Source organism: Thioclava kandeliae, from assembly GCF_040297545.1.
Classification (GTDB): Bacteria; Pseudomonadota; Alphaproteobacteria; order Rhodobacterales; family Rhodobacteraceae; genus Thioclava; species Thioclava kandeliae.
Map to the genome: position 1 here is coordinate 1 of NZ_JAYWLC010000063.1, position 2236 is coordinate 2236.

The 2236-nt window shown below is 62.6% G+C and carries 2 protein-coding genes; one reads left to right on the top strand and one right to left on the bottom strand.

Annotated elements, in window-relative coordinates; genetic code table 11:
* A partial coding sequence (locus VSX56_RS20470; RefSeq protein WP_349295589.1) for a LysR family transcriptional regulator occupies positions 1–893 on the top strand: 893 nt, incomplete at its 5' end.
* A 33-nt stretch (positions 894–926) separates the two neighbouring features.
* Here VSX56_RS20470 and VSX56_RS20475 read toward each other — a convergent pair.
* The gene (locus VSX56_RS20475; RefSeq protein ID WP_350939367.1) at positions 927–2135 is read right to left on the bottom strand and encodes an MFS transporter; all 1209 of its coding nucleotides are present in this window, start codon (positions 2133–2135) and stop codon (positions 927–929) included.
* Positions 2136–2236 lie beyond the last annotated feature (101 nt).

Here is a 2236-nt window from a genome sequence, read left to right on the forward strand (position 1 = left end):
GAATGGAAATCAAGGAACTGCGCTGTTTTCTGCGGGTGGCCGAGACGCTCAATTTCAACCGTGCCGCGGAGATGCTGAATATGAGCCAGCCGGTGGTCACGAAGACCGTGGCCCAGCTGGAGCACAAGCTGGGGGTGAAGCTCTTCGAGCGCACCACGCGGCGTGTGGCGCTGACGGCGGCGGGGGTTGTGCTCAGGCGTGAGGCGGACGGGCTCTTGGCCCATCTCGATCAGGTGCAGCGCTCGGTCCGCCATGCGATTGCCGAGGAAAGCGGACGTTTTGCGATCGGCGTGACGCCTCTGGCGATGCAGACGGTGTTTCCTGCGGTGATGCGCGGCTTCCGCGCGCGCCATCCCGAGATCGACCTCCAGATCCACGAGATGCCCAGCGATGCGCAGGTCAGACAGCTTCTGGCTGCCGAGATCGACGCGGCCTTTCTGCTGTTGCCCGCCGCTGATCCGGCGCTGGAGGTGCAGGAGATCCATACCGAGCAGATGCGTCTGGCTGTTCCCAAGAGCCATCCCCATCTGAAAACGCTCGGCAATGCGCCGCTGCCGCTCTCGGCTTTTGCGGGCGAGACCTTTATCATTCCGCCGCGCGCACAGAATCCGGGCGTGCATGACGAGATCATCCGTGCCTGCTCGGTTGCAGGCTTCCGGCCCAAGGTCAAGGACTGCACCGAGGGCCAGAGCTGCCTATGTCTGGTGGAAGCGGGAATGGGGGTCAGTTTTGTGACCAACCGCATCGATTGTGCGGCAAGCGATGATATGCGGATCGTCGATCTGGAAGATCCGGCTCCCTCGCTTTGCGTGGCTCTGGCATGGCGCAAGGATGACCCTTCGGCGCTGTTGCAGGTGATCCGCGATCTGGCACTGGAAGAGGCGGTCGTCTGACCGCCTCCCGTTTTATTATTCGTCTTCGGGCATTCAGGCGGCTTCGGGGCACTCCCCGCCATTTCCTGCGCGCAGGCTGGCACAATGGCGGCGGTCGATCCCGGCGCTCAGCACAGCCAGCGCCAGCCCTACCAGCACCACGATGCCCGCAACCGGCCCCGTCATGCCGAGCCCCAGATGGTCGACAACCCAGCCGCCGCCCCCCGCACCGAGGGCAATCCCGAGATTGAAGGCCGAGATATTCATGCTCGAGGTCGCATTGACCGCACGCGGCGCGATCATGCTGGCCTGATTGACGGCGTAGAGCTGCAGGATGGAGACCGACCCGAACGCCACGATCCCCCAGACCATCACCAGAGGCACCATTGTCCAGAGGCTGCCCGAGAACGGGATCAGCAGCAACAGCGCCACGGCCATCACGCCATAGATCCCCAGAAGAACCGGCATCGCGCCGGTCCTGTCGGCAATGCGCGCACAGATCAGGTTACCGATCGCCACGGCCACCCCGTAGAAGAACAGGAGCGTGCCGATACCATTGGGCGTCATACCGGTAAATGTCTCGAGGATCGGCGAGAGATAGGTGAAGGCCACGAACGACCCGCCATAACCCACCAGTGTGATCGCGAAGAGAAGCGCCAAGCGCGGCTTGAGCACCACCGACATCTGTTCAAGGAACGAGGCAGGTGCCGGACGCTCGATATTATTCGGCAAAAGGCGCGCCAGGGCGAGGATCGAGATGACCCCGATGGCGGTCACCGCGATGAAGGTCGCGCGCCAGCCGAAGAAATTGGCGATGAACGTGCCCAGCGGCACCCCCGAGATCAGCGCGAGCGTAATGCCGGTGAACATGGTGGCAATCGCCTGCCCGGCTTTTTCCTTGGGCACCAGCTGGGCGGCAACCACAGTGGCCACCGAATAGAACACCCCCTGTACGACACCCGAAAGGATGCGGCCCAGAAGGAGCATGTTGAAGCTCGGCGCAAGGGCCGAGAGCGTATTGGCGATGATGAACAGCCCCATAAGGCCAAGCACCAGCTTCTTGCGGTCGAACCGCCCCGTCAGGGCGGTCAGTAGCGGTGCTGCAACCGCCACGGCAAGGGCATAGATGCTGACGGTCAGACCTGCGGTGGCAAGGCTGACATCTGTATCGCGGGCGATCTGCGGCAGGATCCCGACAATGACGAATTCCGCCATCCCGATAGCCAGCGCCGCAGCCGTAAGAGCCCAGACTCCGATAGGCATGAGTAACTCCGAATAGATTGGAAGCCCGCGGCAAGGCGGGCGGATACCCGGAGAGATAGGGGAAGGAAGCGCGTTTGATAAATTCTACATCGGAATTGGAA

Bases quoted from the DNA above. Each gene is read 5' to 3' on its own strand.
- VSX56_RS20475 (WP_350939367.1), bottom strand. From the start codon at position 2,135: ATGCCTATCGGAGTCTGGGCTCTTACGGCTGCGGCGCTGGCTATCGGG.